This window comes from Enterococcus sp. 2G9_DIV0600 (assembly GCF_002140615.1).
Lineage (GTDB): Bacteria > Bacillota > Bacilli > Lactobacillales > Enterococcaceae > Enterococcus_D > Enterococcus_D innesii.
On record NZ_NGLL01000001.1, the window covers coordinates 663,544 to 689,747 of the forward strand.

37 protein-coding genes are annotated in these 26,204 nt (G+C 39.8%); 31 read left to right on the plus strand and 6 right to left on the minus strand.

Annotation, left to right across the window (positions count from 1 at the left end):
- The 10 genes from A5870_RS03125 (at window position 1) to A5870_RS03170 (ending at window position 11,689) form a co-directional block, all read left to right on the plus strand.
- Entirely contained in the window at window positions 1–1,266 is a 1,266-nt protein-coding gene (locus A5870_RS03125; RefSeq protein ID WP_086291777.1) for a PTS sugar transporter subunit IIC, read from the plus strand.
- 28 nt (window positions 1,267–1,294) lie between these two features.
- Window positions 1,295–1,594, plus strand: a complete 300-nt coding sequence (locus tag A5870_RS03130; protein ID WP_010749922.1) for a PTS sugar transporter subunit IIB — start codon at window positions 1,295–1,297, stop codon at window positions 1,592–1,594.
- A 1-nt stretch (window position 1,595) separates the two neighbouring features.
- On the plus strand, window positions 1,596–1,937 hold the full coding sequence (locus A5870_RS03135) for a PTS lactose/cellobiose transporter subunit IIA (protein WP_061053195.1): 342 nt from the start codon (window positions 1,596–1,598) through the stop codon (window positions 1,935–1,937).
- Window positions 1,938–2,093: 156 nt separating this feature from the next.
- Complete coding sequence (locus A5870_RS03140) at window positions 2,094–3,434, plus strand: hypothetical protein (RefSeq protein WP_086291778.1); 1,341 nt, start codon at window positions 2,094–2,096, stop codon at window positions 3,432–3,434.
- A gap of 220 nt (window positions 3,435–3,654) precedes the next feature.
- Window positions 3,655–5,010 carry a guanine deaminase gene (gene guaD, locus A5870_RS03145; protein ID WP_086291779.1) on the plus strand — a complete coding sequence of 452 codons (1,356 nt, stop codon included), beginning with the start codon at window positions 3,655–3,657 and terminating at the stop codon, window positions 5,008–5,010.
- Between the two features lie 49 nt (window positions 5,011–5,059).
- Window positions 5,060–6,343, plus strand: coding sequence for a uracil-xanthine permease family protein (locus A5870_RS03150; protein WP_016612741.1), 1,284 nt, complete (start codon window positions 5,060–5,062; stop codon window positions 6,341–6,343).
- A gap of 328 nt (window positions 6,344–6,671) precedes the next feature.
- Window positions 6,672–7,289, plus strand: coding sequence for a LysM peptidoglycan-binding domain-containing protein (locus A5870_RS03155; protein ID WP_008380639.1), 618 nt, complete (start codon window positions 6,672–6,674; stop codon window positions 7,287–7,289).
- Between the two features lie 287 nt (window positions 7,290–7,576).
- The gene (locus tag A5870_RS03160) at window positions 7,577–7,978 is read left to right on the plus strand and encodes an MmcQ/YjbR family DNA-binding protein (RefSeq protein ID WP_008380641.1); all 402 of its coding nucleotides are present in this window, start codon (window positions 7,577–7,579) and stop codon (window positions 7,976–7,978) included.
- A 229-nt stretch (window positions 7,979–8,207) separates the two neighbouring features.
- A complete protein-coding gene (locus A5870_RS03165) occupies window positions 8,208–9,917 on the plus strand; it encodes an ABC transporter ATP-binding protein (protein WP_086291780.1) in 1,710 nt (569 codons plus the stop codon).
- A 2-nt stretch (window positions 9,918–9,919) separates the two neighbouring features.
- Entirely contained in the window at window positions 9,920–11,689 is a 1,770-nt protein-coding gene (locus A5870_RS03170; RefSeq protein WP_086291781.1) for an ABC transporter ATP-binding protein, read from the plus strand.
- Window positions 11,690–11,773: 84 nt separating this feature from the next.
- Here the strand turns inward: A5870_RS03170 and A5870_RS03175 are convergent, their stop codons facing one another.
- From A5870_RS03175 to A5870_RS17150, 4 genes are all read right to left on the minus strand, one after another.
- Entirely contained in the window at window positions 11,774–12,895 is a 1,122-nt protein-coding gene (locus A5870_RS03175) for a tyrosine-type recombinase/integrase (RefSeq protein WP_086291782.1), read from the minus strand.
- 102 nt (window positions 12,896–12,997) lie between these two features.
- Window positions 12,998–13,429, minus strand: a complete 432-nt coding sequence (locus tag A5870_RS03180; protein ID WP_086291783.1) for a hypothetical protein — start codon at window positions 13,427–13,429, stop codon at window positions 12,998–13,000.
- Window positions 13,430–13,504: 75 nt separating this feature from the next.
- Window positions 13,505–14,137: an ImmA/IrrE family metallo-endopeptidase gene (locus A5870_RS03185; protein WP_252086054.1), complete on the minus strand. Its 633-nt coding sequence runs from the start codon at window positions 14,135–14,137 to the stop codon at window positions 13,505–13,507.
- 8 nt (window positions 14,138–14,145) lie between these two features.
- Window positions 14,146–14,487 (minus strand): helix-turn-helix domain-containing protein, encoded by a 342-nt coding sequence (locus A5870_RS17150; RefSeq protein WP_252086091.1) that lies wholly within the window; start codon window positions 14,485–14,487, stop codon window positions 14,146–14,148.
- Between the two features lie 325 nt (window positions 14,488–14,812).
- Here A5870_RS17150 and A5870_RS03195 point away from each other — a divergent pair, with 325 nt between their 5' ends.
- The 16 genes from A5870_RS03195 to A5870_RS03270 all read left to right on the plus strand — a co-directional run bounded on the left by A5870_RS03195 (window position 14,813) and on the right by A5870_RS03270 (window position 23,395).
- The gene (locus A5870_RS03195) at window positions 14,813–14,998 is read left to right on the plus strand and encodes a helix-turn-helix domain-containing protein (protein ID WP_086291784.1); all 186 of its coding nucleotides are present in this window, start codon (window positions 14,813–14,815) and stop codon (window positions 14,996–14,998) included.
- Between the two features lie 290 nt (window positions 14,999–15,288).
- Window positions 15,289–16,008 carry a Rha family transcriptional regulator gene (locus A5870_RS03205; protein WP_086291786.1) on the plus strand — a complete coding sequence of 240 codons (720 nt, stop codon included), beginning with the start codon at window positions 15,289–15,291 and terminating at the stop codon, window positions 16,006–16,008.
- A complete protein-coding gene (locus tag A5870_RS03210) occupies window positions 16,005–16,184 on the plus strand; it encodes a hypothetical protein (protein ID WP_086291787.1) in 180 nt (59 codons plus the stop codon). The genes A5870_RS03205 and A5870_RS03210 overlap by 4 nt, the downstream gene beginning before the upstream one ends.
- Before the next feature lie 162 nt (window positions 16,185–16,346).
- On the plus strand, window positions 16,347–16,535 hold the full coding sequence (locus A5870_RS03215) for a hypothetical protein (protein WP_034858430.1): 189 nt from the start codon (window positions 16,347–16,349) through the stop codon (window positions 16,533–16,535).
- Entirely contained in the window at window positions 16,532–17,224 is a 693-nt protein-coding gene (locus A5870_RS03220; protein WP_086291788.1) for an ERF family protein, read from the plus strand. The genes A5870_RS03215 and A5870_RS03220 overlap by 4 nt, the downstream gene beginning before the upstream one ends.
- Window positions 17,225–17,227: 3 nt before the next feature.
- The gene (locus A5870_RS03225; RefSeq protein WP_086291789.1) at window positions 17,228–18,142 is read left to right on the plus strand and encodes a DUF1351 domain-containing protein; all 915 of its coding nucleotides are present in this window, start codon (window positions 17,228–17,230) and stop codon (window positions 18,140–18,142) included.
- 59 nt (window positions 18,143–18,201) lie between these two features.
- Entirely contained in the window at window positions 18,202–18,855 is a 654-nt protein-coding gene (locus tag A5870_RS03230; RefSeq protein WP_252086053.1) for a putative HNHc nuclease, read from the plus strand.
- Between the two features lies 1 nt (window position 18,856).
- Complete coding sequence (locus A5870_RS03235; protein ID WP_086291791.1) at window positions 18,857–19,672, plus strand: helix-turn-helix domain-containing protein; 816 nt, start codon at window positions 18,857–18,859, stop codon at window positions 19,670–19,672.
- Window positions 19,644–19,988 (plus strand): hypothetical protein, encoded by a 345-nt coding sequence (locus A5870_RS03240; RefSeq protein WP_086291792.1) that lies wholly within the window; start codon window positions 19,644–19,646, stop codon window positions 19,986–19,988. Before A5870_RS03235 ends, A5870_RS03240 begins: the two co-directional genes overlap by 29 nt.
- A complete protein-coding gene (locus A5870_RS03245; RefSeq protein WP_086291793.1) occupies window positions 19,957–20,274 on the plus strand; it encodes a hypothetical protein in 318 nt (105 codons plus the stop codon). Before A5870_RS03240 ends, A5870_RS03245 begins: the two co-directional genes overlap by 32 nt.
- Before the next feature lie 42 nt (window positions 20,275–20,316).
- Window positions 20,317–20,487: a hypothetical protein gene (locus tag A5870_RS17240; RefSeq protein WP_176277848.1), complete on the plus strand. Its 171-nt coding sequence runs from the start codon at window positions 20,317–20,319 to the stop codon at window positions 20,485–20,487.
- Window positions 20,488–20,496: 9 nt separating this feature from the next.
- Window positions 20,497–21,495, plus strand: a complete 999-nt coding sequence (locus A5870_RS03250) for a tyrosine-type recombinase/integrase (RefSeq protein WP_086291794.1) — start codon at window positions 20,497–20,499, stop codon at window positions 21,493–21,495.
- Window positions 21,496–21,505: 10 nt separating this feature from the next.
- Window positions 21,506–21,694, plus strand: a complete 189-nt coding sequence (locus A5870_RS03255) for a hypothetical protein (protein WP_086291795.1) — start codon at window positions 21,506–21,508, stop codon at window positions 21,692–21,694.
- Between the two features lie 87 nt (window positions 21,695–21,781).
- Window positions 21,782–22,144, plus strand: coding sequence for a hypothetical protein (locus A5870_RS03260; RefSeq protein ID WP_086291796.1), 363 nt, complete (start codon window positions 21,782–21,784; stop codon window positions 22,142–22,144).
- Window positions 22,141–22,443 (plus strand): MazG-like family protein, encoded by a 303-nt coding sequence (locus A5870_RS03265; RefSeq protein ID WP_086291797.1) that lies wholly within the window; start codon window positions 22,141–22,143, stop codon window positions 22,441–22,443. Before A5870_RS03260 ends, A5870_RS03265 begins: the two co-directional genes overlap by 4 nt.
- Window positions 22,444–22,486: 43 nt before the next feature.
- Complete coding sequence (locus A5870_RS03270) at window positions 22,487–23,395, plus strand: DNA cytosine methyltransferase (RefSeq protein WP_086291798.1); 909 nt, start codon at window positions 22,487–22,489, stop codon at window positions 23,393–23,395.
- A 383-nt stretch (window positions 23,396–23,778) separates the two neighbouring features.
- On the opposite strand, the gene A5870_RS17245 is transcribed toward A5870_RS03270, so the two are convergent.
- On the minus strand, window positions 23,779–23,916 hold the full coding sequence (locus A5870_RS17245) for a hypothetical protein (RefSeq protein ID WP_155642942.1): 138 nt from the start codon (window positions 23,914–23,916) through the stop codon (window positions 23,779–23,781).
- 44 nt (window positions 23,917–23,960) lie between these two features.
- Here A5870_RS17245 and A5870_RS17250 point away from each other — a divergent pair, with 44 nt between their 5' ends.
- Complete coding sequence (locus A5870_RS17250; RefSeq protein ID WP_155642941.1) at window positions 23,961–24,137, plus strand: hypothetical protein; 177 nt, start codon at window positions 23,961–23,963, stop codon at window positions 24,135–24,137.
- A gap of 5 nt (window positions 24,138–24,142) precedes the next feature.
- Here the strand turns inward: A5870_RS17250 and A5870_RS03280 are convergent, their stop codons facing one another.
- Window positions 24,143–24,763: a hypothetical protein gene (locus A5870_RS03280; RefSeq protein ID WP_060792021.1), complete on the minus strand. Its 621-nt coding sequence runs from the start codon at window positions 24,761–24,763 to the stop codon at window positions 24,143–24,145.
- A gap of 103 nt (window positions 24,764–24,866) precedes the next feature.
- Here A5870_RS03280 and A5870_RS03285 point away from each other — a divergent pair, with 103 nt between their 5' ends.
- The 4 genes from A5870_RS03285 to A5870_RS03300 all read left to right on the plus strand — a co-directional run bounded on the left by A5870_RS03285 (window position 24,867) and on the right by A5870_RS03300 (window position 25,987).
- The gene (locus tag A5870_RS03285) at window positions 24,867–25,049 is read left to right on the plus strand and encodes a hypothetical protein (RefSeq protein WP_086291800.1); all 183 of its coding nucleotides are present in this window, start codon (window positions 24,867–24,869) and stop codon (window positions 25,047–25,049) included.
- A gap of 2 nt (window positions 25,050–25,051) precedes the next feature.
- A complete protein-coding gene (locus A5870_RS03290; protein ID WP_086291801.1) occupies window positions 25,052–25,246 on the plus strand; it encodes a hypothetical protein in 195 nt (64 codons plus the stop codon).
- On the plus strand, window positions 25,243–25,380 hold the full coding sequence (locus A5870_RS17255; RefSeq protein ID WP_170924040.1) for a hypothetical protein: 138 nt from the start codon (window positions 25,243–25,245) through the stop codon (window positions 25,378–25,380). Before A5870_RS03290 ends, A5870_RS17255 begins: the two co-directional genes overlap by 4 nt.
- Window positions 25,381–25,495: 115 nt before the next feature.
- Window positions 25,496–25,987, plus strand: a complete 492-nt coding sequence (locus A5870_RS03300) for an ArpU family phage packaging/lysis transcriptional regulator (protein WP_086291803.1) — start codon at window positions 25,496–25,498, stop codon at window positions 25,985–25,987.
- Window positions 25,988–26,204: the final 217 nt, after the last annotated feature.

A 26,204-nucleotide genomic window follows, 5' to 3' on the forward strand; every position in this document is an offset into this window, starting at 1 on the left:
ATGAATACACTGAAAGATAAAATACTAGCTGCAGCCGTTCAAGTACAAAACAATATTTATATGAAAGCCATTGCCAATGCAATGATGGGCTTAATGCCCGTCATGATGATCAGTTCCATTGCTTCCTTGATCAATGCGATCGACATTGGGGCAACGCAACAGATAATGGAACAAATTGGTTTGAAAGCATTATTAACCCAAGTCAACGCGATGACAATCGATGTCGTTTCCGTTTATGTCGCCTTTCTAGTCGGCTATAAATTAGCCGAGCATTTAAATGCGGATCAACTAAATGCCGGTATCATGAGTTTGGTATCATTTTTGATCTTGAGTCCGATTTCGACTTTAGAAGAAACCCGTACGATGGAGTTGTCGACCCTTGGCTCCGGTGGGATGTTTGTCGCCATGTTTGGCGGATTGTTGGGTGCCAGAATTTACATTTTATGTGTACAGAAGAATTTGATGATCAAAATGCCGGATTCGGTACCGCCGATCGTCAACAAATCCTTTGCAGCGATCGTGCCAGCAATTATTGTTTCAGCCATTATGGGCATCATTTATGTGGGCATGGCGGCAACTCCTTACGGCACGCTGACAGATATGATCTATACTTGGGTACAAGCTCCATTGACCTTGCTAGGAGCGAATATTTTTGCTTGTATGATCATTGTGGCGTTTATCGAATTTCTTTGGTTCTTTGGCATTCACGGAGTGTTGGCTGTTTATCCGATCTTGATGTTGGTCTTTTACCAACCAGGGCTTGATAATCTGGCGGCGTACAGTGCCGGCCAAGCATTACCACATTTGTTTACGATTGGGTTTATTTTGAACAATCGCGGGGCTCGTTCATTTGCAGTCGCTTTACTGGCTATTTTTGGTTGCAAATCAGAGCAGCTAAAAGCTGTTGGTAAAATTGGTTTGATCCCTTCCATGTTTGGTATTTCTGAGCCAATCAAATTTGGGATTCCTCAGGTGATGAATATCAGAATGCTGCTTCCCTTGATGTTAACACCGGCTGTTTCCGTGTTGTCAGTATATCTCTTAACAATTGTCGGCTTTTTGCCTTATCACAATGGAGTCAATATCCCAACTGGATTTCCGATTATTTTCGGTGGCTTCTTAGTGAATGGCTGGCAAGGGATCATTGCACAATTGATTCAATTTATCTTATGTGTCATCATCTACATCCCTTTTATGCGTCTGCAAGACAAAGCAGCACTCGCTGAAGAAAAGAATCTGCAAACCCAAGCGGCAGTCGTTGAGTAACAAATAACGAGAAAATGGAGGAACAATGATGAAAAAAATAGTATTAGTTTGCGCTGGCGGCATGTCTACTGGCGTCTTAGTAAATAATATGAAAAAAGCAGCGCAAGAAAAAGGAGAAACGGTGGCGATCGATGCGTTCTCTATTGAATCGGTCACGACTGCAGCAAAAGATGCTGATTGCGTACTGTTAGGACCGCAAGTTTCATACCGATTAAATGAAGTCCAAGGTTTAGTTGCTTGTCCAGCAGCCAGTATCGACATGCGCACCTATGGCATGATGGATGGAAAAAAAGCATTGGAACAAGCACTTGAACTAATAGGAGAGTAGAATGGAAGAAAAAGAACAAATTTGTTTTCAGATTATCTCGCAAGCGGGTATGGCAAGAAGTTGCTTTTTTGAAAGTATTCAAAAAGGAAGAGAAGCCCAGAATCTGGCTGCACTGCAAGCAATCGAAAAAGGAAAAGAACACTATCATGAAGCCCATTTGGCACATCGGAAGTTAGTTCAACAAGAAGCACAAGGGGACAAAGTTTGGATGTCCTTACTACTAAGTCATGCGGAAGATCTTTTGATGAGCGCAGACATCATGAGTGAGCTTGCAAAAGAGTTTCAAGGGTTGTATGAAGAAATTCAGGCAATTAAGCAAACAATTCAGTCTACTGGCTCCTAACCGAAAATCGCAATAAGAAAAAGAAACGAAGTGTCAGTCTTTTGACAACACACTTGGTTTCTTTTTGCTTAAATTTGGCACGCAAGTTGACAGGATTGCTTGAAAGTGTAGGATAGAAGAAAGATGGAACTTTAAATCAAGGCAAGGAGTCGGACGATGAAAGCTTTAAAATCCCATACCGCACTTTTGATCATTAGCAATACGATCACGATCATCCCGTATCTTTATTTCTTATCTTTGAGCAAAGAGCAGTCGCTAAGTGCAGCATTAGCCTTTGCGCTCTTTTATACCTTTCGCATGACAGGGGTCTTTTTCTTACAGACGCTAACGGCGCTTTTCGCACCATCGCTCTTAGCAGCCAGTGTCTTGATCGGCGGCGCCGGCGCATTGGTAGGTATCTTGAGCACTTGGTGGAGCGCTGCACTCTTGCCAGCTGCTGGTTTGTTGGGGATCAGTGCTTCTTGGTTGCCGCCAGCTGACCTGATGGTACGCCAAAAAGCCAAGCTCACTGAACAGCCGCTGAAAAATGATTGGAAGGAGGCGCTGTTCTTTCTTTTCGTTTTATTGTTTGCCTTACGGTTGCCTGATGACCTTCAAGGCATTGGTCTATTTGGCAGTTATCTTGCACTCTTTGTGCTGGCGGCTAAGAGTAGTCAAACCTTCAAAAACCTACCGAAAAGACCGCTGATGCAGCGCAACCAGTTATTCAACAAGCAATTTTTGTTGTATTTCTTTTTCTTTCTCTTACTGTTTGGCTTGCGAGCAGCCAGGCTGATCAAGTCGAATGCCCTCTTTGAGTGGGCGATCACTGGTTTCTTGTTTCTCTTTGCTTTGCTGCTGATCACTTTAACGAAACGCAGTAAGTCGTGGAGACAGCCGCTTCACTTGAACACCCTCACCTTTATTCGGGGAGTGATCGGTAACTTTCTTTTTCTTTTCGGCTCGGTCTATGTTACCGGTCGATTTGGGGCACAAGCGCTCAGTACTCATGTTTACTTGCCGTATGCACTGGGCCTTTTTGGCGCAATGTTTCTCGGAGGAAAACTCGCACGCTTGCTAGAAAAACAGTTAGTACCGGCGTATTTGCTTGGATTGATGGTTGGTGTTCTTCTATTTAGCAGCGATTTTTTGATCCCAATAAGTTTATTTGTCATTAGTTTCTTTAATGCGGGATTGAATCAATGGCTCACGAAACAGTATTTGGCGGCAAAACCGGAAGCAATTGAACAGCAGAGCTTAGCCAAGTATGCCACACAAAACAAAGGGAGTCTGGTACATCAATTTCTTTTGATGACACTCCTATTTGTTATTCTTCGTTTTGAACATCAGCCGCTAGCTTTCTTGTTTCAGCTATCAGGAACGACAGCAACGAATCAAACCTCAAGAATCCAAAGCTTTTTAGAGCCAGCAAAATGGGGCTCGATTGCAGGAGTACTCTGTTTGCTAGTAGGTGGACTGGTGGTATTTCGCCGACAATCAAAGAAAACAAAAGAATAAGCGTCTTTAGCAGTCACTATCTTGATTCAAGACAGTGGCTGCTTTTTTTGAAATCGCATAAAAACCGAACATTTATCGTTTTATCTTCCTTTATGATAGTGAATTTTATTGCACTATTTTCGAATAGCGTTAAAATAAGAACATCGTGTTAGTGAAAAAGGAACATTAAATGAACAGCTTTTTCCTGACAATGTCTTAGAGAACGGGGGAAATCAACCAAATGGCAACCATTCGCTATTTTAAAGGAGATGTTTTCCATACGTCAAGTGATGGAAAATTGGAGTATATAGAAGAAGCTTTGATTCAAGTCGATGACGCAGGGATCATCACAAAAGTCACTGCTAAAACAGATCAAGGGTATGAGTCAGAGCTGGCGAAAGCATCAGAGAATCTGCAGGCTTTATCTGAAGGCCAGTGTTTTTTACCAGGGTTTGTCGATCTGCATGTCCATGCACCACAATGGCCGCAAGCAGGGATCGCGTTAGATGAACCGTTAAATGTCTGGTTAGATGAATGCACGTTTCCACTGGAGGCAAAATATGCCGATCCAGCATTTGCCAAAGCTGTCTATCAAGATTTGGTGGCACAGCTATTGGCAAGAGGAACGACAACGGTTCTTTATTTTGCAACGATCCATCTAGAAGCGAGCCTTCAATTGGCGAAGATTTGTGCCGCTCTTGGTCAACGGGGATTAGTCGGAAAAGTCGTTATGGACGATCCTCAAGCCAATCCTGCTTTTTATCGGGACGCATCAACAGAAGAGGCATTAGCGGATACAGAACGTTTTATTCAAGAAGTACAAGCAATCGCAAAGACCGCACCTCAAGGCGTTTATCCTGTGGTTACTCCGCGATTTGTCCCGAGCTGTACCGATGAAGGCTTGGCAGGGTTAGGCGCATTGGCTCAAAAATATGATGTCCATGTTCAGACCCACTGCAGTGAAGGGCAATGGGAACATGACTTTGTTCAAGAGCGATTTGGCAAAACGGATACCGAAGTGCTGCAAGATTTCGGCTTGTTGCGAGAAAAAGCAGTGATGGCTCATGGCAATTTCATCAGCCCAGCTGACGGCGCCCGTTTTGTCGAAAGCGGCGCCGCAGTTGCGCACTGTCCCATCTCAAATGCCTACTTTGCCAATGGTGTGATCCCAATCAAGCGCTTGAAAGAGCAAGGGGTCACGATTGGTTTAGGAACGGATATCTCCGGCGGTTTTTCACCGAGTTTGTATGACAACATCAAACAAGCTGTGATGTCTTCGCGAATGTTAGAAGATGGCGTGGATGTCACGCTTCCTCAAAACACACGAGGAGTAGCCGATTCTCGTATATCCGTGATCGATGCGTTCTCATTGGCGACAAAAGGCGGCGGTGAGGCACTGAAATTACCGGTAGGTGTCATCAAAGAAGGTTATGCGTTTGATGTGCAAGTGATCGATACGCGCCAAAAAGAAAATCCTTTGCCTGACTTCGGTGTGTTCACCTCACCCGAAGCAAGATTACAAAAAATCCTGTACTTAGCAACGATGCAAAATATTCGCCAAGTCTGGGTCCAAGGAAAAAAAGTACACGAAAAATGAGGAGAATGAGACAGTGGAATCAACGAAAAACAAATATTTAACGATCGGAATGAATGAAGACATTCCCTTTGGTCAAGCAGTACTTTTAGGATTACAGCATGTGTTGGCAATGGACGTGTATGTGCCGCCATTTATTATCGCAACGGCGGTGGCGATGTCCTCTTCAGACGCATCAGGTTTGATCCAATCGACCTTTTTAGGAGCAGGGATCGCTTCTTTGATCCAAGTCCTCTTTTTTTTGAAATTACCCGTATGTCAAGGACCATCCTTTGTCCCCGTTGGAGCGATCATCGGTATTTATTTTGGTGCCAACGGCATGGACACGGTGTTAGGTGCCAGCATCGTTGGTGCCGCAGCAGTCATTTTACTAGGTTTTACGGGCATTTATAAGTATATCGTTCGTCATTTTATTCCTACGATCGTGAGTGGGACGATCATTATGATCGTTGGGTTGACCTTGCTGCCAACGGCATTTACCAGCAATATCTATCCTGCCACTGAAACATTAAGTGCCAATCAAAACATGTTGTTAGCTGCGATTACTGCGGCGATTTTGATCTTGTTTTCCATGTTAGGTGATTATTTTCCGGGAATGGGAAAATACTTCCGAATCAGTTCAGTCATTATTGCATTGGTTATCGGTACCGTGATTGCTTCCTTTATGGGGGGCGTTGATTTTCAGTCAGTGGCGGATGCTTCTTTCTTTAGTCTGCCAAAACTGGTATTTCTAAACTATGGCCTGCACTTTGATGTTTCAGCGATCTTAACGATGCTAGTGATCTATATGGTACTCCTAGCAGAAACAACAGGTACTTGGTATGCGGTCAGTTCCGTGACAGAAGAGCCTGTTACGGACGAACAGATCAATAAAGGCGTGATCGGCGAAGGGTTAGGCTGCTTGGTTGCCGCCTTAGTAGGAACGACCCCTGTGACTGGTTATTCTACCAATGCAGGGATCATTTCGATCACAGGGGTTGCTAGTAAAAAAGTCTTTGTGATGGCATCCGTCTGGTTTATCCTATTGTCCTTTATGGGAAAACTTTCAGCCTTGATTCATGCAGTACCTTCTGCTGTCATCGGTGGCGTGTTCGCGGTCGTCTGTGTCATTATTTTGTTGAGCGGCTTTCGGGTCATTAAGAATGAAGAGTTTTCCGAGCGTGAGTTGTATATTATCGGGGTACCGTTGATTATTGCCATCGGCTTGTTGTTTATGCCAGCAGAAATCAAAGAATCTGCGCCTCAATTCTTACAATATTTATTAGACTCACCGATTGCTTTAAGCGCTATTGCGGCGATCGTCATGAATAAATTGATCCCAGTGAAGAAAAAATAGGAAGTAAATGAGGAATGAGACCTTGTCTCGTTCCTTCTTTTGTTACAAACCTGTGTAAAAAGAGGGTTTTTTGTAATATAGGAAAGGTTTTCTAAGGTTAACTGGTTTACCTAGAAACAAAATAACTGTAATGTTAAAAATTACAGCAGAGAAAAGCTTGATATGATAGTCTTTTTCGATTCTTACGAAACGTAAGGCAACTGTCGTTTTCGTAATCATCTGTAATGATTTCTTTACCTATGAAATATTCTTCGGTGTTAGACTTGTTTATGCGCTTGAGTCATCTCAAATGACGCAAAATGAGTTTCAAAGAAGGAGATTTAATTATATGAAGTCTTTAAAAACTGTTTTACTTAGTACAGCTGTCCTTGCCGGTTTCGGCCTTTTCTTAGGTGGGAAAGACGCCTTTGCAGACGAACAATACACTGTTCAATCTGGTGATACATTATCAACAATCGCTACTAACTTTTATGGTTATAGCTCTGATGATACGATCAATGCGATCGTTGAAGCAAACGAGATTGCTGATAAAAACTTGATTTTTGTTGGGGAAGCATTGATCATTCCTACAGATGGCACTGCCACTTATACAGAATCTGCAAACACGACTGCTGCAGCAAGTGTCCAACAACCAAGTGAACCAGCAGCTTCACAATCAAGCAACACACAATCTGCTGCTGCAAGCACTCAAAGCAGCTCAAGCTATAGCTCTTCAGCTAGCGGCTCAGAAGCTTCAGCAAAAGAATGGATCGCAAACAAAGAATCTGGTGGTTCTTACACAGCGACAAATGGACAATACTATGGTCGTTACCAATTAACTAACTCTTACTTAAATGGTGACTATTCAGCTGCTAACCAAGAAAAGGTTGCCGATGAATATGTAGCATCACGTTATGGTTCTTGGTCTGCTGCCAAAGCATTCTGGGAAGCAAATGGTTGGTACTAAGATTCTAAAATGAATCTTGTCCATGACATCTAGTAATCAATTGCCCTTATTGGCGAGTACATCTTACTCGCTGATAAGGGTTTTTTTGTATCTTCTGAGAGAGATGAATGAATGTAACGCCGCATGCCACTCTCAAGAGTCATTTTCAGGCGACATGCCATTGATAAAAATCCCTTTTTACACGGCAACCATGTATAATAGTAGGAAATAGAGCAGAAAGCGATTCAATCTGTCAAAAATTGAGACAGAAAATGACGGTTTTGATAGTAGAAAGTGAGGGAAACACAATGAGTACATCGATTGAAGAAAAAATTGCACAAAAAATGCAGCGATTTCAAGCATTTGGGGAAGGCTTGCCGGGAGCCAAAGTCTATTACCGCGAAGATTGGGATGCAATCTACTTTGATTTAGTAGGAAAACAGTTTGGGATCATGAGTCCGCAAGCAGAAGAAACAGCGTTTTTGACTTTGAAAAATCTGCCCGAGGTCAACGAAACGCTGCGAGAACAATTTCCTGACGTCATCATTCCGGGGTATTATGCCAATAAGACCCATTGGAATACCATCAAGTTGGCATCTGATGCCTTGATGGAAGAAAACATCGAACAAATGATTTTGGTTTCCTACGATCTAGTCAAACAAAAACTGACAAAAAAACAAAAAAGTGAGCTGGAAAACAGCGAATCGTAAGTCAAAGATTTAGCGACAGAAAATAAGGAAGACCCTCTTGAGGATCATCATAATCCCTTTATTATTCGTTATTTTCGCCAACGTTTATGAAATATTTTCAAAGAGCTTTCATGAAAGCTCTTTTTGTTTTATTTGTTCGCTTGTTTCTAGTCGTGATCCATGGTAAATTGTTGTGCAACCGAAATTTTTTGGCAGTCTTTTCTGCTAAACACAAAGGAGTGGTACGTATATGGATCTGGTCTTACGCCATGTCAAAAAGTACAAAGCGGCAACTGGCATTGCCTTATTATCGGTCATTTTAATGGTCGTTGCTGCATTATGGCAGCCGAAGCTCTTGCAGCAAGTGCTAGAGTCAATTATTACCGAAAACAATGATGAAATGAAAAAAATTGGTGTGCAGCTGATTGGGCTAGCATTGCTAGGCCTTGTTGCAGGGATCATCAATACGGTTTTTTCTGCGAAAGTGGCGCAAGGCGTTAGTGCCGATATTCGAGAAGAAATGTTTCGGAAAATCCAGACCTTCTCATTTGGTAATATCGAAACCTTCTCGGCAGGAAACTTAGTGGTGCGTTTGACCAATGACATCACGCAAATTCAAAACTTAGTGATGATCTCACTACAATCGTTGTTTCGCATCCCGTTCTTATTTATCGGTGCCTTCATTTTGGCGATGGCAACCATGCCACAACTGTGGTGGATCATCGTCTTACTGATTATCGCTGTTCTAGTGATTACGGCACTCTCCTTTACACGGATGGGGAAACACTTTATGATCATCCAAAACTTGATCGACAAAATCAATGGGATCGCCAAAGAGAATTTGATGGGGATTCGTGTGGTGAAATCTTTTGTCCAAGAAGACAACCAACTGCAAGGCTTTTCCAAAGTCAGTGAAACGTTAACGAAGCATAATATTATTGTAGGAACCCTGTTCTCTGTAATGATCCCCTCCTTTATGCTGGCGGCCAACTTAGCAGTGGTCGGCGCGATTTTCTTTGTCAGTGATCTAGCGAAAGATGACCCAACCTTGATTGGGGGAATTGCCTCATTCATGAACTATTTGATGCAAATTATGATGGCGATCATTATCGGCGGCATGATGATGATGATGACATCACGGGCTGCAGTTTCGCTAAAACGGATCAAAGAGATTCTAGATACCGAACCGGATCTGCAATACCAAGATGTCCCAGAACAAGAATTGTCTGGAAGTGTCGCTTTTGAAAACGTCAGCTTCCATTACCCTGGGGATGAAAAAAATGCCCTAACGGATATCAGTTTTACCATCAAACCTGGCGAAATGATTGGGATCGTAGGAGCGACTGGTGCCGGCAAATCAACACTGGCGCAGCTGATTCCCCGTTTGTTTGACCCAACGGAAGGTATCGTGCGGGTTGGCGGCGTTGACCTAAAAGAAGTCAATGAACAAAGCTTGCGTAAAACGGTCGCCTTTGTCTTGCAAAAAGCGATCCTCTTTTCAGGAACGATTGCCCAAAACTTGCGGCAAGGGAAAAAAGATGCTTCAGAGTCTGAGATGTCTCGGGCAACAGAAATCGCCCAAGCCAGTGAATTTATTCAAAAATTGACAGCGGGTTTTGAAGCGCCGGTCTCCGAGCGCAGCAGCAATTTTTCTGGAGGACAAAAGCAACGCTTATCGATTTCTCGAGGCGTGATCGGTGAACCGAAAATTTTGATTTTGGATGATAGTACGAGTGCATTAGATGCGCGTTCGGAGAAATTGGTTCGCGAAGCGTTTGAAAAACAATTAAAAGACACGACAACGATCATTATCGCGCAAAAGATTGCCTCTGTTGTGAAAGCCGACCGTATCTTCGTTTTAGATAATGGACGTCTGGTTGGTGAAGGAAGCCATGAATTTTTAGCCAATAACAATGCCATCTATCAAGAAATCTTCGCAACACAGAAAGGAGAGGAGTAACCATGACAGATTTGTTCAAAGCGAGTAAATTTTTCTATCATTACTTAAAACAATACAAGTGGTCGTTTCTATTCATTTTTGTAACGGTGATTCTGGCAACGTATCTGCAAGTGCAAGCACCAGTTTTTGTCGGAGAAGCGTTCCAAGAGTTGGCGAATTATGTTGGTGGTTTGATGCAAGGGGTCGATGATAAATCGGCTTTTCTATCGATCATTTGGAAACTGTTGATTTTTTATGTCTTAGCCAGTGCAGCCAATTTTGTTTATAGTATATTGTTCACGCAAGTGGTGGGAAAATCAACCAACAGAATGCGGATCGGCTTATTCAATAAACTGGAAAAATTGACGATCAAATTCTTTGATTCCCATCAAGACGGTGATATTTTGAGCCGTTTCACCAGTGACTTGGATAACATTCAAAACAGTCTGAACCAAGCATTGTTGCAAGTGCTGACCAATGTAGTCTTAATGGTGGGAATCTTGATCATGATGTTCCGTCAAAACGTTGAATTGGCATGGGCAACGATTGCTTCTACCCCGATTGCGGTATTAATCGCGGTGATCGTGATCCAAAAAGCCCGCAAATATGTCGATCTACAGCAAGATGAAGTCGGAAAATTAAACGGCTATATCGATGAAAAAATCAGTGGTCAACGAATCATCATCACCAATGGACTGCAAGAAGAAACCATCGACGGTTTCTTGGTCCACAACCAACAAGTCCGCGAAGCTACCTACAAAGGGCAAGTCTACTCTGGGCTGCTTTTCCCCTTGATGCAAGGGATGTCCTTGTTGAACACGGCAATCGTGATTTTCTTTGGTGGCTGGTTAGCATTGAACGGTGACTTAGAACGTTCCGTTGCCTTAGGATTAGTTGTGACCTTTGTCCAGTATTCGCAGCAATATTACCAACCGTTGATGCAGATCTCTTCTGGTTACAGCATGATTCAGTTGGCGATCACCGGTGCGCGCAGAATCAATGAAATGTTTGATGAACCTGATGAAATCAAACCAAAAGACGGGATCAAAGTGAAGGGCATCAAAGAGGCGGTTGCTTTGAATCATGTGGACTTTGGGTATGACAGTCAAGAATTAGTCCTAAAAGATGTCTCGATCACGGTCAACAAAGGCGAAATGGTCGCATTGGTCGGGCCGACTGGTTCTGGAAAAACGACCATCATGAACTTGTTGAATCGGTTCTATGATGTGAATGGTGGTTCTGTGACCTTTGACGGCATCGACATTCGGGAGCTAGACTTGGATCTGCTGCGTTCTCAAGTGGGGATCGTTTTGCAAGAATCCGTGTTGTTCTCAGGGACGATTCGTGAAAACATTGCTTTTGGGAAACCAGAAGCGACTGAAGTCGAAGTCATTGCAGCAGCGAAACAAGCCAATATCCATGAGTTTGTTATGACGTTGGAAAAAGGCTATGACACGGAGATCACCGAAGAGAATAATCTTTTCAGTACTGGTCAAAAACAATTGATGAGTATTGCCCGAACGATTTTGACCAATCCAGAATTGTTGATTTTGGATGAAGCCACCAGTAACGTTGATACCGTGACTGAAGCGAAAATTCAACGAGCAATGGATGAAGCAATCAAAGGACGAACCAGTTTTGTGATCGCCCATCGTTTGAAGACGATTTTGAATGCCGATCGTATTGTTGTCTTGAAGGACGGCGAAGTCATTGAAGAAGGCAATCACCATCAGTTGGTGGCTGCCGACGGCTTTTATGCGGAACTGTATCACAATCAATTCGTTTTCGAATAATGAAACGCCACAACCTTTTTAAATCAACGGTTTTGGCGTTCATTTTTTTGTATTCGGAAAGATAAGGGGCACATAAGGGGCAATTTAGATTAAAATGTTATCAAGTTTATCTATTAGATCATCCTGCATATTTTTTGTGGTATGGGTGTAGATCCTAAGCGTTGTTTTAGAATCTTCGTGTCCGACTCTATCCATAATCGCTTTTAATGGTACGCCTAATTCTGTTAGAAGCGATATATGTGAGTGTCGGAGGACGTGGGATGAAACTTTCTTATCTAATCCAATAGATTTAGCACAAGAACGCAGGGAAGCATTATAAGCTTGTACAGAGATCGGATTATTTTCGGATGTCGTAAAAATAAATTTATCATCTTTTCCAAATAGAATTATATTCTCAATTACAAGATTATCCAAGATTTCAATAGCAGCTTGCGGTAAATCAACTCTCCGATAGGATCCGCTGGTTTTTGTAGTAGTTTTTACTTTATTATCATAATCGTATGTTCCAGATACAGTAACGCTTTTTCCATCGTAGTCCGATTCTCTTAATGCAACCATTTCTCCATATCTGATACCTGTTAAGAACAAGAATTTTGTAATTAGGGAATATCTAATTTGCTGAAAGAGGCTTTTCTGAGCTTCCGTGAGTAATGTGATTTCCTCTTTTGTGAGAAACTTTTCTTTTTCTTTTTTTATGTCATCTTGTGTTTTGGGTTTTCGTGAAAGTCTGACGTTAGTTACTGGATTATAGTCCAATCCGTAACGAATATTTGCAAATTTGAATATCATACCTGTGAATGTTTTGAGATGAAGAACGTAATTATAGGATAAATCACGCTCAAAATAGCAAGTATCTAGCATGTCCTGAACCATGTTTCTGGTAACGTTTTTTACTAATGCATCATCTGGGATGAACTCTGAGATAAGATTGATGTAACCCTTAGTGGTTTTATATGAGCTGCTTTTCACTGTAGGCTTGTATTTTTCGTCCCATTTTACTTTAAGTTCACCGAATGTAGTGGGACAGATTTCTTTTTGATCAAGTTTTTCATTTATTTTCTTTGTCAGAATTATGTTCGCTTGATTCCATGCTTGACGCGAATTACTAGATAAAGTAACAGAAACTTTTCGTTTCTTTTCTGTTAAAGGATCGATATATCGTTCTGTATATTTAAATTTTTTTATTCCTACTTGTTCAACCCACACTTTTCTTAACTCCTATCATTTGTTATAATAGGCATAGCAAAAAAGCCTATTGGTTAACTTTGTTAATTCACGCTCTCTCATTGGTTGTTGGGGCGTGTTTTTTTATTTTAGTTTTATAGTAAATTGCTCAGCTTGGTCAGTTGACGTTGTTGTCCGTGTAATAGTTATAATGACATCATCATCTTCGTTTAACAACTTAAATGAAGGGTAAACAGAACTGAAAGAGTCAGGGTACACGTATTTTCCATATCCTAAATCTTCGTCATCTATGGATTCAAGATTCTGCCCGCCTTGCTCGGCAAAGAACAATATTCCAGTGCTTCCGAAGGTCATTTTATCCATGCTATCTTCTGTTGCATTAGCATCTTTCCATTCATAAGTTAATTTAAGTTTATCGCCATCAACTTTTACATCAGAAGGTTTTAAAATGTATGGATAAACACTCACTTCCTCGTGGCTTTTGAAATCAGCTTTATTGCAAGCGCTTAAAAATAGTGTGCTAACAAACAAAATAACTACAAATAACTTTTTCATATATTATCCTCATTTCTTTGATATAATGAATTTGAGATTCATAAGAAATGACTAGTCCATGTTCGCTGCATGGGCTTATTTGTTTATTATTTTTCTGAAATCACGACCATTTGAATACACATAGTCATTTACAAGCTCATATGAGTAATTAGGTGAGCAATTAAAGTGGTACATTAAAAATTCAGTTAGACGCACTCTGAGAGCAGATTTGCTCATACAAAAATACTCCGCAACCTTATTGAATGAAGAAAAGTTTTGTATGGCAAATCTAAGAGCGTCATCATTAGACATCAATACACTTGCTGTAACGTTCGCTCGGAATTCTCTTGGTAAATCGTCTGGAAGATATCCATCCTCATTCATCATATCTGTCAACTGGTTTCCTGCATTAAGGCTATCCAAATCGAAATAAAAATGTCCGATTTCATGCATGCAAGTAAATAATCGCCTTTCCCAAATCATTGTTTTGTTTATTGAAATAATAATTTCTCCGAAAACTTTAGAAATAGATCCCAGAAGTAAGTTATCTAGATGTTCTCCAAAACTAACATCAATAAAAGCTACATTCTTTACTTGCTCCATGTAATTCTTTATATGAACATTCTTAACTTTATGGATAGGAATATCAAATTCTAAGCCGACCTCCTTACAAATACTGTTAGCCAAATTAGAGGCCTCAAAATACAGTTCCTCGTCAATAAAATTCACACCAACACCTACTTACGATTTCTTTTTGCTTTCATATCTAACGCTTTTTGTATTAAAAACTCACTATAGTTTCTTAACTCCTCTTCTACCTCTTCTTTTATTTCTGGATCTAGATTAGATGTATTGATTCTAAACAAAGAATTGATGTCTCCATCATTTTCCGTTTTCTCCTTGCCGTCAACTAAGTAGTCTATAGACGTATTCAAAAAATCGGCCACTTTTTTTAGATTTTCTACCTTAGGAGAAGAAGAATCCCATCTTCTAATTTGTCCGTTTGAAATACCTGTTTTACGTTCAATCTCAGCAAAATTAGTCTTTTTTTCATCAGCAAGCATTTTAATTCGTTCCACCAAAGTCAATGGTATCAACCTTTCTAACGCTCATGATAAATAAAATAGCTATTTCGCTAATTAATCAGTTGACATTTAGCTATTACGCTATTATACTATGTTCATAAGCTAATTCATTAGCTAAAAAAAGAATGCAAAAACGCCATTCAGTCAGATACATTTCTAGGTCGGGAAACTCAGAAGTATTGTAATATCAGGCTTTTTATAGTCTTGTTTAGCTATGTCTATATAATAGCGTAAACGCTAATGGATTGTCAATGCATTTTAGAAAATTAGCTAATGTTTTAGCTCTTGAAAGTAATTTATAGAAAAGGAGGCGAAATTTATGAGTGAGAATTTAGATCTTAAGATTCGTATGGAACTACGGAAACGAAGAATGACAATAACTGAATTAGCTAAGATTGTTGGAATTTCCACACCATATATGTCTGACATCTTGAACGGAAAAAGAGATGGTGCTAAAGCCCAAGAGCATATTCGATTAGTAAAAGAAGTTTTAAAAATCACTTAATTGTAAATCTATTGAGAGTTTAGTGGCTTGGAAATGGGGTGATTAATTTGTCAGAGGAGTTAAGCAAGGCTGAGTTCAAAGAAAAGTTCAAGTATTCAGAATCGACTTATCAACGTCGTATGAAAGAATTCAAAAAATCTCCATTTTGCGAAGGGTATAGTGCTGTCACCGGTAAAGAAATCATAATTGATGTCGAGTCATACAAAAAGTTTAGACGGTGGAAAGCTTCAAATAGTTTTCGAGTAAGCAAACTCAGTCACACCAATTAGAAACAGAAAGGATTTGTAACAATGGAAAACTTGGTAATTATGAAAGATCAGCAAGCAGTAACAACCAGCTTAAATTTAGCTGAAAGTTTTGAGAAGGAACACAAAAACGTAATACAGGCTATTGAATCCAAGATTCAATCGGCTGAAAATTCAGCGCATTACGAAAAAATGTTTGCCTTGGGGTCTTATAGAGATTCTAGAGGAAGAGAACAGAAGATGTATTACATGAATCGGGACGGTTGGACATTTATCGCTGTAGGATTCACAGGCAAAAAAGCAGATGCGTTCAAACTTAAATACATTGAAGCATTCAATCAAATGGAAAATCACATCAGGCAACAACCACAAATTCCAGATACACCACGAGGGCTTGCATTGTTGGCATTGGCAGCAAACGAAGAAGCGAGTAAACGTCTTGATGACATCGACACTCGTCTAGTGGACATCGAAGAAAACAAACTGATCACTACTGAAGACAAAGGAACCATCGATCGTGCGGTTCAAAAGAAAGTCTATCAGATCTGCAAGGATCAGCATCTTGGCCAAAGTGCAAAAAGCATGTTGTTTCAGGATTTGGGATCAAGCATCAAACAATTATTTGGAGTTCCGAATCGCGGCCGTATCAAAGACAAGGACTTTCCAAAGGTCTTGGGGTTCATTGATCATTGGCAGCCGTCATCTGTAACCAAGGAACGAATCAATCAGATTCAAACAGAATTGGATATGGAGGATCGGGCATGAAAAAAGTGTATTGGCTCAGACGTGTAGCATTAATTCTTTCCACATTCGCAGTCGGGGTATTGATTACAGGAGATGTACCAGCGTGGTTGAAAATTGCTTTCCCAGTTCTGGCTATATGGTGGCTAATGCTTTATGACGAAGCTATTTTCGAACGGAGGGTAAAGCGGTATGAATAGAGCAGAAGCTTTGCGCATCGGTAAAGTCATTGCTGATCGATGGTACAAACACAACAAGCCCTTGATCCAATCAAGACAACATATCGAACGAATGAAACAAAAAAAGTGACTCAGCCGCCAAGCATCGAGTCACAAACAAAATGTATTCAAGGAGAGTGTATCATGGATCAATTTGACAGTCTAGGGGCAAGACAATTGCCACCAGAGGAAAATGACCCTATAGCATTTGATTGGCGTGGTAATCCTCTATATCAAGGTGACCTAGTCTATTCCATTGATGATCAATTCATCTACGAGGATGACCTATTGGAGTACTGCAAATCAAAACTAGGAAAGCCGGTGCCGTTATGAGTGAATTAGAACTGACTTTTAATCAGAAACTGATAAAAATCCAAGCGGAATTAAAGGTCCCAAAAAGTAATTACAGCGACTTTGGAGGATACAACTTCCGAAACGCAGAAGATATTTTGAAAGCAGTAAAGCCACATAATCTAAACCATGGTCTTTTGCTAACTTTGACAGACATGCCCATATTTATGGATGGTCGCTTCTATATCAAAGCGACCGCTACCCTAACTGATGGAAAGGATTCATTGCAGGTGGAAGCATATGCTCGAGAAGCTGATGCGAAACCCAAAATGGATGATAGCCAAGTGACTGGATCGGCATCTTCATATGCTCGTAAATACGCACTACAAGGCTTGTACCTAATTGATGATGGAATTGATGCTGATTCTCAAAACACAGCTGATAGCGTTTCTGATGATCAAATGCGTGAAGAATTTTTAGAAATATTCCATAGGTGTGTAGCAGAAGTTTCTGGTCTTACTCAAACAAAACCAGAAGTCATCGAAGCGAATATTCTTGGGAAAAACGGATTCGATCATTTGGATCAAGTCCCCCCTGAGTATTACCAACAAGTTATTGGTTATATGAAATTACTGTTGAAAAAAGCAGAACAAAAAACACAAAAAGTAAACAAACCTGTGGTAGATCCTAAGCCGCAGCAAGAAGCCAAATCTTTTACATGGGGGAAATAGCGGATGAATGAATTAATCAAAACAGACACATCAATTCAGATTGACTATACACCAAGTACCATTGAAATCAAAAATGAAGCGGAGCTTGAAGCGCTTGTTGAAAATACCGCAAATCACTACAAAAGTTTGACCTTTAGTGAAGGAGATATCCAAGGAGCTAAAGACGCACGGTCTTCGCTGAATAACATTATCAAGTTGCTTGAAGAAAAACGAAAAGAAGTGAAAAATGGCTATTCTGAGCCTTTAAAAGCATTTGAAGCCAAGATCAAGAAATTTGTTGATCAGATGGAAGCTGCCAAAGAAGGAATTTCTCAAAGTCTTGATAAATTCGAATCTACAGAACGTGATTCTCGATTGCAGAAAGTAAAAGCAAAAATCAATGAATTGTGCGCCGTTGTTGGGGTTGATCCGAATGATATACAAATACTTGATAAATGGACAAACAAAGGAGCTTTTACAACAACTAAAGGAGAGTTGAAAAAAGCGACTAGTGAAGACATTGCGGTGGCAATCAATGAGCTTGTAGCTAAAAGACAACAAGCGTTCATTGATAAGAGAGTTGTTGAAGGGTATGCGAAAGCAGTCCACTTGGATCCTGTTTCATGGGTAATATTGCTTGATCAGGGGCTTAACGTGGATGAGGTTATGACTAAAATTGATCAGGTTGTCGCAGAACAAAAAGCTCGTATTTCCAAAGCAGAGGAAGTCATTCAAAAAGTTGAGAAGAAAGAGCCAGTTCCTTCAGTACCAATTGATCGAGAAACTGGTGAAATTATTGAGGAGCCTACACAAGAAAAGGAAGTATCCGAGCAATGCAACGTGGTCACGCTGAAACTCAAAGGCTCAGATGAACAATTTAGTCTATTAAATCAAAGTATTGTGCAATTAGGGATCGAAGTTGTCGATGTGATTGAGTGATGCTAGCCAAGATTCTAAAGCAACAGGGGAACAGATTTCTACTGGAGGTTGATGAGAATGTGAATCCAGAGCACCTTGAAACGATCCGCAGGGGGCAGGAGGGATTCGCAGAAATCCAGTTTATAGATAATGACCCCAGAAGTGCGAAGCAAAATGCATTGTCTCATTCATTGATCAAAGATATCGCTGGGAGTGAAAATATTCCACGCTATGAAGCGAAAGAGAAAATGCGAAAAATTTATCAGGATACCTACGATTGCGAGTTCAGTCATGCTACAGCAACAAAATCAGAGATGAACCAATGGATTGACTTTCTAATCGAATACGTTGTTGCAGAAGGAGTTCAGTTGCCAAGGCGCTATAACTACCTTCTGGAACACGACAGTTTCTTCTACTTTTGCTGCAAATACCGTAAATGCGCAGTAACTGGTCAATCAGGAGCGCAGATCCACCATGTAACGGCGGTAGGAAACCGGCACAGGAACAAAGTCGATCATCGTAAGTTTCCGTTTGTTGCTTTGAGTTGGAAGTACCACAATGTCGCTCACAACTTAGGTCAAGAAGAGTTTATTCAAAAATATCAAATCAAACCAGTCTATTTAGACCAAGAGGCATTAATTAAGATCGGAATTATGAACAACGCCCAGATCATGCGATTTGATAAAGAATATGAAACGGAAGATTTATTTAAAAAGGCTACAAAGGAGGTATAACGTGGCAATTCACAGAAGTTACTTTGCAATCATACCGGCAAGCGTTAGATATGACAACAGGTTGATACCAAGTGCGAAACTTCTGTATGGCGAGATAACCGCTTTATCAAATGAAAGAGGCTATTGCTGGGCAAGTAATGATTATTTCGCCCAATTATACGGAGTTAGCAAAACAACAATAAAATCATGGCTTAAATCCCTTGAAGATAATGGTCACATCAATCGAATAGTAAAGTACAAAAATGGCAGTAAAGAAATTGAAAATCGCTGGATTAGTATCAGTACCCCTAGGCAAGAAAACTTACCTGCCCCAGCAGGGAATCTTACCGACCCTAGGCAAGAAAACTTACCCACCCCTAGGCAAGAAATCTGTCCAGATAATAATACATCTATTAATAATACAATTAATAGTACAAAAGAATATATAGGAGATTTACCGACTTCGAAAAAATCGAAGTCTAAGCCAGTCCGTCATAAATATGGAGAATATAAAAATGTTCTTTTGAGCGACGATCAGTTGGAAAAGCTGAAGAGCGAGTTTCCCAATGATTGGGAACAAAGAATCGATCGTGTTTCTGAATACTGTGAATCAACAGGTAAAACCTATAAAAATTATCTAGCAACGATTCGTAATTGGGCTAAAAAAGATGAAACAAAACCCAATCAGCCAATTCGTAAAAAACAGCCGTATGTCAGACAGGAAAAATTGCCTGAATGGGCAAATGAGCCAGTCAACTATTCTAGAAATAAACCGAAAGTGACTGAAGAAGATCGGAGGAGATTCTTAGATGTCTCAGGAAGAGAAGAAGGATTTTAGCAAACCGGTCAAGTTGATCCATAATTTATTGCCGAAAAAGCAACAAGAGCTGATGGAGTTCCCGCTAGATTCGATGATCGGTTACGTAGAGGAAACTGGTGATACGAGTGGCAAAGGGGCAGAAGCCAAATTTCGAACATTCATGCTGCTATATCGTCATTGGTTAATTTCGGAAAAAAAAGTGAGTGCTGATTATTTTGGCAATAGTTTTACGCAAGCAACTACAGATGAGCTGTGGGAAGAAGCTCAGCGATTATACAAAAAATTAAAAGGAGAACAAGCGAATGGACAATCAAGAACGGCAGTTACGTCGTGAAAAACGTGAACGGCTCATTTATCTGGCTGAACGTCCTGACTTTGATACAAATCCCAATGTTCAAAAAGAGTGGGAAAAGCTTCGAGACGAGGTTTGGGTCAAGTCTGCAAATGCCAGAGGTCGCAAGTCTCCTCTGGTAGAAGTTATCTATGATGGCAGCATTATCTACACGGGAAGCAAAAAGCAGGTTCGTGATAAATGCAAGATATCAAGTACCCACCTAGATAAGTTAATCAGAGATAAAACTCCGGATAGGTTCAAAAGATTCTATCGAAAAAAAGAATAATTCGAGGGGTGTCCCACCATTTAATAGGAGGTGTCCCACCTGTTGGCTACGAAGAAAAAAAGACCCAGATATGCAATGGATGATGCAACCATAGAAAAGTTTCAGTGGTTGTGTGAGCAGCATCAAAAGCGGTCGGGCAAGAAATTATATCCCAAAGATACATTGAAAGAGTTGATCGACCACGAATATGAAATTCGGAAGAGTTTCGGTTAGGAGTGAACGATGACCAGTAAGGAGTCGCTGATTAATAAAATTGTTGGAGATTTAGAAAATGATTTGGATCCAGAACAACTTAGGAAAGTAAACATGCTCCTATTGATGCATTTGGATTCCTTCGACTTAGTTAAAACTTCAACTGATGTAGTGATCTATGATGAGAGATCCGATGCAGCTGCATACCATCAATTTATGGTTTCAAAGAAGATTCAGGGGCTTTCAGACGGAACATTGAAACTTTATATGCAGACGATCAATTTCTTCATGAGTAAGCTTAGGAAGCCGTTTAAGGATATCACCACAAATGACATCCGATTGTTTATTGCTAATAGGGAAATTCAGGATCGAATATCTAAAGGTACGCTTGCTCGTGAACGTGGCTGCATCGTTAGGTTCTTTCACTGGCTTTATATCGAAGAGTTTATCGATCGAGATCCTGGCGCAAGGGTGGAAAAGATAAAAGTACCCAAAAGGCGCAAACAAGAATTCAGCGAGCTTGAAGTTGAAAAGCTGCGAAGTGCTGCATCTAATGCGAAAGAAACGCTCATCATCGAACTGCTATTGAGTACCGGATGTCGAGTCTCTGAATTGGTTTCTCTAAATTTTAGTGACTATGACCAAGAAAATGATTCGATTGAAGTGATTGGAAAAGGCAACAAGCAAAGAACTTTATACTTTAATGCCAAGGCAAAGCTAGCATTGAATCATTACTTAAAAGAGATGCCTCACATCACTGGTCCATTATTTTATGGACAGACGAGAGGGAAAGAGATGACTACTGCCGGAGTCCAAAAGTTGGTCAAGCGTCTAGGGGAGCGTGCAGGTGTTTTGAATGTTCACCCACACAGATTCAGAAGGACAGCTGCAACACTTGCGAGAAGACACGGGATGCCTATAGAACTCGTTTCTAGGTTCCTCGGTCATGAAAATATTGAGACTACGATGGCTTACTCGATGATTAATGATGATGAAGTGAAGATCTCCCATCAAAAGTTTGTAAGTTGAGGTGAATATTTTGAAAAGAATTTATTATAACGAATTTCACGCGATTTTAGTAGATGAAACAGCAAGGACCTATCGTTTCATTACTAGTCAAGAAGGCAAAGCCTATGCGGATCACATTGGTGTACAAGCGATTTATCGTAACGCTTTGAACCAAAGGGAAGAGTTTTTGATTGAATTGGGCTATAAAAGAACAAACTAATCAATATATAGTAGGCGAAAATACGTTCCTACAATATATTGTGGATAAACCTGTTGATATGTGCATAAGTCTAAAGGAGGAAACGAAATGTTAGAAGGATTTAAGACTATTGTTATTCAAAATAAGGTGCAATCGGTGCCTAGAGCGGTGTTGAGCAATGGGGCATTAACAATTAATAAGAGTGCCATCACACGAATCGTTGATAAAGGATTCATAGAAGTGGGTGTTGATCCAAAATCAGGCCAAATCTGTATTTGTGAATCTGGGAAAACAGCTGCATCCATGCCTATTAAAATTCAGAGTTACAAACGTTTCTCTTCAAAGGATTTTGTTCGTCTTGTTTCAAAATTTGTTAAAAACTTTGAAGAAAACAAAAGATATTATATCCCAGTTGAAGCTAATAATGGTTATTTGATCCTATTCTTTAGTGATGCGGAGGTATCAGAATGAATGAATTAGTTGAGCTAGTAGAACAATGGGCGAAAAATAAGGGGCTTGATAAGGCAGACCCTAGCAAGCAGATGCTTAAAGTTGTCGAAGAAACTGGCGAAGTTGCGGCTGCATTAGCTAGAAATGATCAGGATGCACTACGTGATGGCATCGGAGATGTTGCAGTGACCATAATTATTTTAGCTTTGCAAAACGACATGGATTTATACGAGTGCTTGAATTGTGCTTATGACGAAATCAAAGGACGGACTGGAAAAATGGTCAATGGTGTTTTCGTTAAGTCCAGTGACCTGAAATAATTCCAGAATCGGAAGAAATACACAACTAGAAGGAGTGAAGCCAGTGCTTCAAATTTTAGAATTGTTCGGAGGGATTGGCAGCCCTCGAATCGCATTGAGAAATTTAGGAATACCGACCAAATCGATTGATTATGTGGAGATTGATCAGAGGGCAGTTGATAGCTACAACGCTATCTTTGCAAATGAACTGCCTTTTAAAACTCAATCAGTAATCAATTGGAATCTCAAACCAGACATTTTGATTCACGGATCACCTTGCCAGGATATATCTATTGCTGGGCAAAAATTAGGCGCTGATAAGGGTAGTGGCACACGCTCGAGTTTAATGTGGGAAACGCTGAACATTATCAAACAAATGGGAATTTGGAAGCCAAGGATTGTGATTTGGGAGAATGTCAAAGGTGTGCTACACAAACACATGCGTAAGAATTTTAATCAGTATCTGGATGAAATGGAGAAGCTTGGATATTCAAATAACTTTGAAGTGTTGGATGCAAGAGAGTTTGGCTTACCGCAGTTTCGTCAACGAGTATTTACTATATCGATTTTAGGCGAACCGTTTAATTTTAACGTGCTGAAAAGGCAAAAGATGAAATCAATACATGAATTTTTGGAAAACGAAGTGTCAAGTGAGTACACGATCAATCAACCAAGCATGCTAGCCAAAATAAACAACGATTCAACAGGTTTTGGCGGACGACTGAAAAAGATAGATGAATACGCCTGGACAATTACTACTAAACAATTAAGATGCCCGAATTCAGGAATAGTTGATATTGGAAATGGAAAATTTAGGCTGCTAACACCAAAAGAATGCTGGCTACTGCAAGGGTACGATGTGCAAGACTACGAAAAAGCGAGCAAAGTAAATGGAAAAACAGCGTTATACAAACAGGCCGGCAATAGTATTCCAGTTGGGATATTTGAAAGCTTGTTCGAAGTATTGATTTAGTCAGTTATCCGACGAAATAGATGAATAGATTTAATTAGTTTTTTTCTGGATTTAACTTTTCTGTAGATTACATTAATAAGTGTAGCGGCTATATATCCTAAAGAGAAGATCAGAGTTGAGTATAAAATTTCCGAAAAAGGGATTGTTTCGAATGTAAAATCTTTAGAAATAACCCCAATCAGAATTGCGACTACTGCAAACGAAAAGGTCGTTAGTAAACATTGTACAAAATATTTCATTATTTCACTCCTTTTCCTAAGGATAGCATAATGAAATGACTCGGTAAATAAATAGTTTCACAAACGATAAAATGAAATGAATTGTCATTTCAAAACATATAGAAAGCAATCGTCAGCGATAACGAAAAAAAGATACCTAAGTATCTAATCTTTTAGGAAAGCAACTAATAAAAATAAAACAGCTGGAATCCAATAGAACTTTGAGCCTAGTCCTAGTATAAAAAAAGCTACAGCTATACCAAGGTAAGTTTTATCTGCATCATTATAATTATGAAATTTCATACGATCGCCTCCTATGGCGATTATATCATGAACGGAGGGATAAGATGGAAACTGATTCAAAAAAGGAGCAAGATCGGAAGAAAAATTCGCTCCAAAGTACTTGCGGTAAGAAGGAGCGAAAATGTGTAGTGTGCAAATCAAGTGCCGAACTAGAATTAGAAGATGGAATCTTTATTTGTGAGAATTGTGCTCAAATTCAAGGGGAGCTGTCTGAAATGTAGTGCTATCAGACCCGGTTCCAAGTTGTTACAAAGTTTTGAGCATCAACTTCTAGTTCAAGAACATCTTCACTTTTCAATGGACCAGCTTCGATAATTTTACCATTTTGCAAATTTAGAACAGCAAAATTCGAATCTGGTTCCATTTGAAAATCTTTTTCTGCCAGTTGCATTAATGTGAGTGATGATTGTATGTTACGTTTTGTCAGTTTTGCATCAGAAGATTTTTTCTTGTAATAAACCTTAACGTAAAGTTTTTTACCGTTAACTATAAGGCCTAATTCAGGTGAGGCACCTACAAATAAATCATCAGTAAGTTTCCAAAAAGATTTACCAGTTTTGAAGTAAGCTACATCGTTCTTTTTAATAAATTGAATGTAGGTATTTATGGCACCGGTGTAATTTTTAACTTTTTTCTCATTAATGCTGAGTAAGAGATTATTCAAGTTTTCAATTGGTAGATTATTTTCGTGTAACCTTTTAATCTCATCTCTTAAAGGCTTCCAATAATCAATCGATGGATGATAGCCAGGCGAATTTTTAATATCTCTCACAGCCTTTATTTTGGCGCTTGTACTCACTTTTGATGTGTATGTTAAGAATTGAGTTAATGAAACATTAATAGACATGGGTGTGCTCCTTTCATTTATTTCAGCGGACCACTCGCTGATAAGAAAATTATATCAAAATAAATAAAAAAGTAATCAGCAAATTTATGGAGGTGTCAGAGAAATGATGATAAAAGCATGTTTTATATTCGTTTTGTCTGTTTTAGCTATTTCATCATCCTATACAATAGTGGACCAACAGAAGCAGATTGAGCAGTTACAACAACAGCTGCAGTATGAGCAGATGAAGTACAAGATTATTATCAATGATCCGTTAGTCAGGGATGCGATGGAAAGTGGAGGGTAAAAATGGTACTACCTAAGAAATCAAATCATGTTCGTGAAGTTAAAATGATGGAAGTTATTCATGTGGTTTCGTTCGAAGGTGTGGGAACCAAAGAAAATCCAGCAAGATTGATCAATGAATATTACTCCAAAGAAGGCGCCTTGCTAGCAACGAAAGATGAATGGATAGAGCGGGAAATTGAGAAGGTAAGAAAATGACAGAAGCGGTTTTGATATTTGTAGCTGTAATAGCGGCGGTATTTGCAAGTGTGATTTTCGGTAAAGAATTAGATGAAAAGGAGAAGCAAGCCATTGCCAAAGAAAAAATCAAAAATAAAAAAGAAGAAGCGTAGATTGCAACAAAAGGCAGAAGCTAATGGAACTGCTAAAAAGAAATAAAAAAGCCGGATTTCTCCGACTAAGTTATAAACCACAAATAAATTCTAACATATCGGAGGGGTCGAGGCTATGAGCTTATTTCCAGAAATTGATGAGAACAAAACTCGTGAAAAAGCACGTGATCTTCTCGGAGACTATATGTCAATGAAGAGACATGTGAGTTTTGACGACAGTGTCTATGATCTAACTCAAGCCATACAATACAGTGACATGCCCAAAAGCCCAAGCAGCCGTAATGGACAGGAGCATAAAACTGCTATGATGTTTCGAGGAATAACCAAGCAACATCAAAACTATAATAGAAAAATCGCTGAAATCGATCATGCTATTAAGCAATTGCCTGATATTTATCAGAAGATACTGAAAAAATCATACTGCGTAAAGAACCCATGTACGATCAACGAGTTGGCAGCAAGCATAACTGGATACAGGATCACCTCGTATGGCCAGAAGGAAGAATTTCACTACAGCATCAAGAATATTGAACGCTTAAAAGCACAGGCTTTGATCGCATTTGCAGAAGCATATAAGATGGGAGAATTGATCACTCTAAAAAATTAGGGAAAAAATAGGGAAAAGTTAGGGATAAAATAGGACATTTTTGACATTTGGCGTAATACAATAGTATCATCAACAAATTGTAAATATCAGGGCGCACTCCTTTATGATTCATTGGCAGACCTACTTTCGTGATTCTCCTTTTAGCGCCCTGTATTTAATTAAGACGGCACCCAAAAATTTAAAATGAATGGAGTTGAACACACTCCTTATCTTCATT